Below are 7,834 nucleotides of genomic sequence, written 5' to 3'. Positions count from 1 at the left end.
GACCGGAGGCAGGGGTCTTGTCGTCCGAGGCGGGAGCCGACGGGCCGGAGGCAGGGGGTTCCGGGCCGGCCGACAGGGGCTGCCGGTCCGGTTCAGCGGTCTTCTCGTCCGAGGCGGGAGCCGACGGGCCCGAGGCGGTGGGCCGCCCGTCCGCGGCGGGGTCGTGCTGGTCGGTCACTCCTCGACCGTATCCGCCTCGGGGTGCGCCTCCGCATCATGGTGGCCGGCGGCCACCGCCTCGCCGGCCGGCCGGCCCTCGGCGGCGCGAACGGCGTCCCGGTAGGCGCGGGCGGCGGCGCGCAGCGCGGCCTCCGGGTCGACGCCCTCCGCCTCGGCGCGCGCGGCCAGCGCCAGCAGCTCGTACCCGAGCCCCGTACCCTCGGGCAGCGGCACGTCGAGCCCGGCGATACGGGCCCGGGAGACCAGCTTGGCGGCGAGGGCCAGCGCCGGCTGGTGCAGCGGCACGCCCTCCGTGACGGACGTACGTTGCTTCTCCTGCGCCTTCACCCGCACCCACTGCGCCCTGACCTCCTCGGGAGTCGTGACGGTGGCGTCGCCGAAGACATGCGGGTGCCGGTTGACGAGCTTGGCGACGATGCCGCCCGCGACATCGTCGACGGAGAACGGCTCTTCCGGGTGCTCCTCGGCGATCCGCGCGTGGAAGACGACCTGGAGGAGCACGTCCCCCAGCTCCTCCCGCAGCTCGTCGCGGTCGCCGTCCTCGATGGCCTCGACCAGCTCGTACGCCTCCTCCATGGCGTACTTCGCCAGGCCCTCGTGGGTCTGCCGGGACGACCAGGGGCACTCGGCGCGGATCCGGTCCATGACCTGCACGAGGTCCAGCAGGCGCGCGCCGGGCAGGTCGTACGAGCCCGGCATCAGCTCCAGCGCGGGCATCGTCACGCGTCCCGACCCGGCGAGCCGGGCCAGCCCGTCGGTGAGCGCGGGCTCGCCCTCGCCGGTCGCGACGACGACCACGGTCCGCCCGCCGGCGCAGGCCTCGACGGCGTCCTCGGCACTCAGCGCGCCCTCCTCGACGGTGACGCCCGCCTCCCGCAGATACGGCACCTGCGGATGCGCCCCGTCGGCGCACAGCACCCGGTCTGCGGCGTGCAGCGCCTGCCAGGCATCCCAGGACAGCAGGCCGGGGGCGACCCGGTGGCTGGTGGTGAGCAGGACGATACGGCCGGGGTCATCGGGGCGGAGTGCGTTCACGCTCCGAACGTAACCCACGCTCCCGCGGCACGGTCAGCCGGTCAGGCCTGCTCCCCGGTCCCGGACACGTCCCGAACCCACGGAGCCTTGGCGTCCACGCGCCCCACCTTCTGCGCGTCCCAGCCGCCGTACCGCGGGTTCACCTCGACGCCCAGCTCCTTGGACGCCTTGGACAGGGCGGCCCAGAACGCCGGCTGGTCGGTCGTCGTGCCCAGCGCCCGCGCCAGCTTCTGCGCCTCGGCCTGCAACCGCAGGTTCTCCTCCAGCCGCTGCGGCGGCACGCTGTACTGCTGGAGCCACGCCGTCTCCAGCGCCTTCGCCCCGCCGACCTGCTGCTCCAGCTGGGTCCGCAGCTCCTGCACGTCACGCCGGGTCACGGTCACGCCCGCGTCCTCGGCGGCCCGGTGCAGTACGCGGTCCAGGACCATGCCGTGCAGGGTGTCCCGGGTGAGCCCGGCCGTGCCGGCGACGACACGGGCGTACTGCTCCTTGTCCGGGAGAGCCTCGCGCTGCGCCGCGCGGACCTCGTTCACCCGGCTCTCCAGCTGCGCGACGGTGATCCGCTGGTCGCCGACGACGGCCGCCGCACCGGGGTGCGCGTCATTGCCGCAGGCGGTCAAAAGGGGCGCCGCGGCGATCGCGGCGGTGAGCAGGAGCGCGGTGCGACGGCGGCGGTGCAAGGAAACCTCCCACGGAGATTGTGCGACAGTGCACAAAGTCTTGCGGTGATCGATGGTAGGCAGCGGACCGGCCGAGGCCAACCCATCGGACCAACGATTCACCACAGGTTCCGGCACCCCCACCCGCCACGGAAGGCGAGGAAGGCGAGGGGACGGACGGCCCGCCCGCCCCGCCGAGCCCCGTGGACTGCCGTACTCGGCCGTCCCCACCCCGTCCGATGATCACAGGACGTCCCTTGTCACCCCGGAATCTCCGCATTCGCCAGATGGTTTGACCGACCTTTGAGCCGGCCGAGATCACTTCGTGGCCGACCGCCGGGTACCTTCAGCACGCCCCCCACCTGGCATTTTCCGCATCGATCGCTTCGGTCGACCGTTACGCAAGGACCCAGATGCGTCTCCCGTCCCGTGCCACCCGCGCGGTGTGTGCCGTCGCGGCACTCCCCCTCGCCCTCTCGCTCGCCGCCTGCGACTCCGGCGACTCGGGCTCCTCCTCCGACTCGAAGGGTTCCGCCGGCAAGGTGTCGGCCGCGCCGAGCAAGAGCACGGACCCCAACGCCGGTGTGCTGACGGGCACGCAGCTGAAGCAGGCGCTCGCGCCGGTGGCGTTCATGCCGAAGGGTCTGGCGGCCGTGAAGGACGGCGAGGTGGACAGCGGTGACGAGTTCACCGCCCCGCCGACGAAGACCGTGGGCAAGCCGGACTGCTCGAAGTTCGGCAACACGTACTGGCTGGATGTCACCGGTCTCAGGGGCGGTGTGTCGTTCGCGCAGTCCGACTTCACGAAGAAGCCGGACGAGGTCGAGCAGATCACGCAGGAGCTGGACGGATTCCGCGGCACGACAGCGCAGACGGTCATGAAGGACATCCGGGCCGCGGTCGCCGCCTGCCCGGCGTTCACCGACACCGAGCTGCACGCCAAGGTGAAGATCGTCGGCAAGGAGACGCCGGGCCTGGGCGACGAGGCGTACACGATCACCCTCACCAGCCCGACCTGGGACAACGGCACCACGCTGATCGCCGCGCGCGTCGGCACGTCCGTGCTGACCCTGATGTCCACGGCCGGCTCCGACAACGGCGCCGCCGCCGCACAGAAGGTCGCGACGCAGGTGGTGACCTCGCTGAAGGCGCAGAAGCCGAAGGCGTGACCCGGCCGCCGGCACACGTCTGGCGCATTCCTGCCCTACGCTTCTTCCCGCGCTCCTCACTTGTCAGCCGTATCGGCGCGGGGAGCGTGGAGAAGTGGGGGGAAGTGGAGCGACATGGTCAAGCGTCTTGAGGCGGGCTGGTGGCAGCGGCTCGCGTGGGTGGCCCTCTCGTGGGTGTCCTTGGGCTTTCTGATGTGGGTGCCGTTCCTCTACATCGGGATTCGCCGCAACCGGGCCTCGGACTGGTTCGCGTTCGGCAGTTTCGTGCTGTACGAGATCGTGACCATGAGCTGGACGGAGATCCTGCCGAACCAGACCAACAGGGCGGGTCTGGGCCTGATCGTCATCCTCACGCTGATCACGGCGACGCTGATGCTGCTGTTCGGCGAGTTCGACAAGAAGACGCCCCGTCAGCCGGCGTACGCCCCCGCGCACCCGGCCCCGCACCCGAGGCCGTACGGCTACCCGTACGGCCGCTGAGGCGGGGTCAGGCCGCGCTGCCCCTCGCGGTGCCGGCCTGCACCGCACCGGCGCGAGGGCGTCCGCCGCGGCCACGTGACTTCGGCAAGGCGGACGCCGGCTCGAAGCCGGGCGGCGGATCGGATTCCCCGCCCGTCCCCCGGCCGGTGCGCCTTCCGCGCCCGGTCAGCCGCCGCACTGCTTCAGCATCGCCGACTTGTCCGCCGGGGTCACCGCGAGGTCGTACTTGAGGGCGACCTGCGCGAAACGGACGGCGTAGGCGCAGCGGATGCGGGTGTCGGGCGGCAGCCAGGACGCCGGGCCGGAGTCGCCCTTGGCGGAGTTGGCGCGGCCCTCGACCGGGAGCAGGTTCAGCGTGTCGTTGGCGAGTTGCTCACGCTTGCTCTTCGGCCAGCGCGAGGAGCCCATCTGCCAGCTGTACGACAGCGGCACCACATGGTCTATCTGCACCTCGGACGCCTTCTGCTTGCGCCACTCGATGGTCGTGCCGGTGTACGGGTCGTGCAGGGTGAGGGAGACCACCACGCAGTCCGAGCCGGAACGGAACCGGAGGTTCAGGCCGTCTCGGCGCAGCACGTCGTTGCGGGTGTCGCAGCCGTTGCGGGCGAGCGGCACCCCGTCGGCGGTGTCCATCCAGGCGTAGCCGAACTTGTCACGCTCGTAACCCGTCTTGGGGCCGCGGCCCTTCGTCGTCACCTTGCCGATGAGGGTGCGCGCGGCGGCCTTGTCGGCGTCCGTCGTCAGCGGGGCGAGGCCCGGCTCGGTGCCGTCGGGGTTCCGCAACGGGTTGGCCGAGCGTCCGTCGGAGGCGGCCGGACCGGCGCCGGTCGTGGAGCCGCCCTCGGCGGTGTTGTCGCAGCCCGTCAGGAGCAGCGCCGCCGCTGCCAGGGCGGTCAGCGTCCGGTACACGCCGGCCCTGCACTGGCTCGTCGGCTGGGATTCGCCGGTGGTCCGTGCGCGTGCCGGCCCGCTCCTCAGACGCTCCACGGTGCGCCCCTCCCCCTCGCTTGCCCCGATCCGCCCGTCGCGGGCGAGTCTTCCCTGGTGACGGCCCGGTACACCGTAGCGGGCCGTCACCGGGGGCGGGACGGAGGGGAGGGGAGGCGCGCAGGGCGCGTGCCCCGGCGCTCGCTACGAGTCGAGCACCGAGGTCAGGAACTCGCCGACCCAGCCGAGCAGTTCACGTCCGACCAGCGGCTTGCCGCCGACCTTCGCGGTCTTCGGGCGGGGCACCAGCACCTGATGGACGGCCGGCTTGATCACGCTGCCCGGGTACAGGCGCTTGAGCCGCAGCTCCTGCGATTCGCGCAACTCCACCGGCGCGAAGCGGATGTTGTTGCCCTGGAGCACGATCTCGCCGACCCCGCACGCCCGCGCCAGCATCCGCAGGCCCGCCACCAGCAGCAGGTTCTCCACCGGCTCGGGCAGCTTGCCGTAGCGGTCGGTGAGTTCCTCGCGGACCGCCTTGATGTCCTCCTCGCTGTTGGCGGACGCGATCGACCGGTACGCCTGAAGGCGCAGCCGCTCGCCGGGCGCGTAGTCGTGCGGGACGTGCGCGTCGACCGGCAGCTCGATCTTCACCTCCAGCGGCGGCTCCTCCACGACCTCACCGGTCTCCAGCTGACGCCGGTAGTCCGCGACGGCCTCGCCGACCATCCGTACGTACAGGTCGAAACCGACACCGGCGATGTGCCCGGACTGCTCGCCGCCCAGCAGGTTGCCGGCGCCTCGGATCTCCAGGTCCTTCATCGCCACGTACATGCCCGCGCCCATCTCGGTGTGCTGGGCGATGGTGGCGAGCCGCTCGTGCGCTGTCTCCGTCAGCGGCTTCTCCGGCGGGTACAGGAAGTACGCGTACCCCCGCTCCCGGCCTCGGCCGACCCGGCCGCGCAGCTGGTGCAGCTGGGACAGGCCGAAGGTGTCGCCGCGCTCCACGATGAGGGTGTTGGCGTTGGAGATGTCGATGCCGGACTCGACGATCGTCGTCGACACCAGCACATCGAACTTCTTCTCCCAGAAGTCCACCACGACCTGCTCCAGCGCGGCCTCGGACATCTGTCCGTGCGCGGTCGCGATCCGCGCCTCCGGCACGATGTCCCGCAGCCGGGCCGCCGCCCGGTCGATGGACTCCACCCGGTTGTGGATGTAGAAGACCTGCCCCTCGCGCAGCAGTTCACGGCGGATCGCGGCGCCGATCTGCTTCTCCTCGTACGGCCCGACGAAGGTGAGCACCGGGTGCCGCTCCTCCGGCGGTGTGGTGATCGTCGACATCTCGCGGATGCCGGTGACCGCCATCTCCAGAGTGCGCGGGATCGGCGTCGCGGACATCGTCAGCACGTCCACGTTGGCGCGGAGCTTCTTCAGCTGCTCCTTGTGCTCGACACCGAAGCGCTGCTCCTCGTCGACGATGACCAGGCCGAGGTCCTTGAACTTGGTCTCGGAGGAGAACAGCCGGTGCGTGCCGATGACGACGTCGACGGTGCCCTCCCGCAGCCCCTCCAGGACGGCTTTGGCCTCGGTGTCGGTCTGGAACCGCGACAGCGCCTTCACGGTGACGGGGAACTGCGCGTACCGCTCGCTGAACGTGCCGAAGTGCTGCTGCACCAGCAGCGTCGTCGGCACCAGCACCGCGACCTGCTTGCCGTCCTGGACGGCCTTGAACGCGGCCCGCACCGCGATCTCCGTCTTGCCGTAGCCGACGTCGCCGCAGATCAGCCGGTCCATCGGGACCGACTTCTCCATGTCCTCCTTGACCTCGGCGATCGTGGTCAGCTGGTCGGGGGTCTCCGCGTACGGGAACGCGTCCTCCAGCTCCCGCTGCCACGGCGTGTCCGGGGCGAAGGCGTGGCCGGGTGCGGCCATGCGCGCGCTGTACAGCTTGATCAGGTCGGCGGCGATCTCCTTGACGGCCTTTTTCGCGCGGGCCTTCGTCTTCGTCCAGTCGGCGCCGCCCAGCCGGTGCAGGGTGGGCGCCTCACCGCCGACGTATTTGGTGATCTGCTCCAGCTGGTCGGTGGGGATGTACAGCCGGTCGCCGGGCTGGCCGCGCTTGGCGGGCGCGTACTCGACGACGAGGTATTCGCGGGTGGCGCCCTGCACGGTGCGCTGCACCATCTCGATGTAGCGGCCGACGCCGTGCTGCTCGTGGACGATGTAGTCGCCCGCCTCCAGGGTGAGCGGGTCGATCGTCTTGCGGCGCCGCGCCGGCATGCGGGCGCCGTCGCGGCCGGACGCCTTCTGCCCGGTGAGGTCGGTCTCGGTGAGCACGGCGAGCTTCAGCGCCGGGTCGACGAAGCCGTGGTCGACGCTGCCGCAGGAGACGTGCACCACGGACGGGGTCAGCTCGTCCAGGTCGTTGTCGAGGCGGGCGGCGATGCCCTCACCGCCGAGGACCTCCACGGTGCGGGAGGCCGGGCCGTGGCCCTCCGTGACGTACACCGTGCGCCAGCCGTCTGCGATCCAACCCTTGGTGTCGGCGAGGGCGCGGGCGGTGTCGCCGCGGTAGGTCTCGGGGGCGCGCATGCCCAGTTCGAGGCTGTCGGCCTCCTCCAGTGCGCCGGCCGCGAACGGCGACACCGACCACCACATCATGCCCAGCTCGCGCGCCCGGTCACGGACGTCGGCCAGCGACCACAGGGAGGCGGCGCCGACGTCGATGGGGGCCTCGCCGCCGCCCGCGGTGGCCGCCCAGGACGCCTGGAGGAACTCCTGGCTGGTGGCGACCAGATCGGCGGCGCGCGTACGCACCCGCTCCGGGTCGCACACCACGGCCATGGCGCCCGCCGGCAGCACGTCCAGCAGCAGCTCCATGTCGTCGACGAGGACCGGCGCGAGGGACTCCATGCCCTCCACGGCGATGCCCTCGGCGATCTTCCCGAGGAGTTCGCCCAGCTCGGGATGGTCCTCGGCGAGGGCACGCGCACGCTGCCGCACCTCGTCGGTGAGGAGCAGCTCACGGCAGGGCGGCGCCCACAGGCCGTGCTCGGCGATCTCCAGGGAGCGCTGGTCGGCGACCTTGAAGTAGCGGATCTCCTCGACGTCGTCGCCCCAGAACTCGATGCGCAGGGGGTGTTCCTCGGTGGGCGGGAACACGTCGAGGATGCCGCCGCGCACGGCGAACTCGCCGCGTTTCTCCACCAGTTCCACGCGCGCGTACGCCGCCGCGGCGAGCGCTTCGACGACGTCGTCCAGGTCGGCGCTCTGCCCGCTGCTCAGGGAGACCGGTTCCAGGTCGCCGAGGCCTTTGACCTGCGGTTGCAGCACCGAGCGCACGGGTGCGACCACGACGGAGACGGGGCCGGTGTCGGGGTC

6 protein-coding genes are annotated in these 7,834 nt (G+C 71.7%); 2 read left to right on the top strand and 4 right to left on the bottom strand.

The annotated features are described in order from the left end of the window. Positions 1–174: 174 nt before the first annotated feature. Both MTQ10_RS24820 and MTQ10_RS24815 read right to left on the bottom strand, forming a co-directional pair. Positions 175–1,215, bottom strand: coding sequence for a nucleoside triphosphate pyrophosphohydrolase (locus MTQ10_RS24820; protein WP_247472384.1), 1,041 nt, complete (start codon positions 1,213–1,215; stop codon positions 175–177). A gap of 41 nt (positions 1,216–1,256) precedes the next feature. Continuing rightward, complete coding sequence (locus tag MTQ10_RS24815; RefSeq protein WP_247472383.1) at positions 1,257–1,895, bottom strand: SurA N-terminal domain-containing protein; 639 nt, start codon at positions 1,893–1,895, stop codon at positions 1,257–1,259. Between the two features lie 392 nt (positions 1,896–2,287). Here MTQ10_RS24815 and MTQ10_RS24810 point away from each other — a divergent pair, with 392 nt between their 5' ends. Both MTQ10_RS24810 and MTQ10_RS24805 read left to right on the top strand, forming a co-directional pair. Further along, positions 2,288–3,043: a hypothetical protein gene (locus tag MTQ10_RS24810; RefSeq protein WP_247472382.1), complete on the top strand. Its 756-nt coding sequence runs from the start codon at positions 2,288–2,290 to the stop codon at positions 3,041–3,043. 114 nt (positions 3,044–3,157) lie between these two features. Beyond that, complete coding sequence (locus tag MTQ10_RS24805; RefSeq protein WP_247472381.1) at positions 3,158–3,523, top strand: hypothetical protein; 366 nt, start codon at positions 3,158–3,160, stop codon at positions 3,521–3,523. Between the two features lie 165 nt (positions 3,524–3,688). On the opposite strand, the gene MTQ10_RS24800 is transcribed toward MTQ10_RS24805, so the two are convergent. Both MTQ10_RS24800 and mfd read right to left on the bottom strand, forming a co-directional pair. After that, positions 3,689–4,432: an HNH endonuclease family protein gene (locus MTQ10_RS24800; protein WP_374117683.1), complete on the bottom strand. Its 744-nt coding sequence runs from the start codon at positions 4,430–4,432 to the stop codon at positions 3,689–3,691. 222 nt (positions 4,433–4,654) lie between these two features. Further along, positions 4,655–7,834 (bottom strand): transcription-repair coupling factor (gene mfd, locus MTQ10_RS24795; RefSeq protein WP_247472380.1); only part of this gene is annotated, 3,180 nt, incomplete at its 5' end.

The organism is Streptomyces sp. XM83C, from assembly GCF_023072675.1.
Lineage (GTDB): Bacteria > Actinomycetota > Actinomycetes > Streptomycetales > Streptomycetaceae > Streptomyces > Streptomyces thermocoprophilus.
This window is presented reverse-complemented; position numbering and strand designations above follow the sequence as displayed.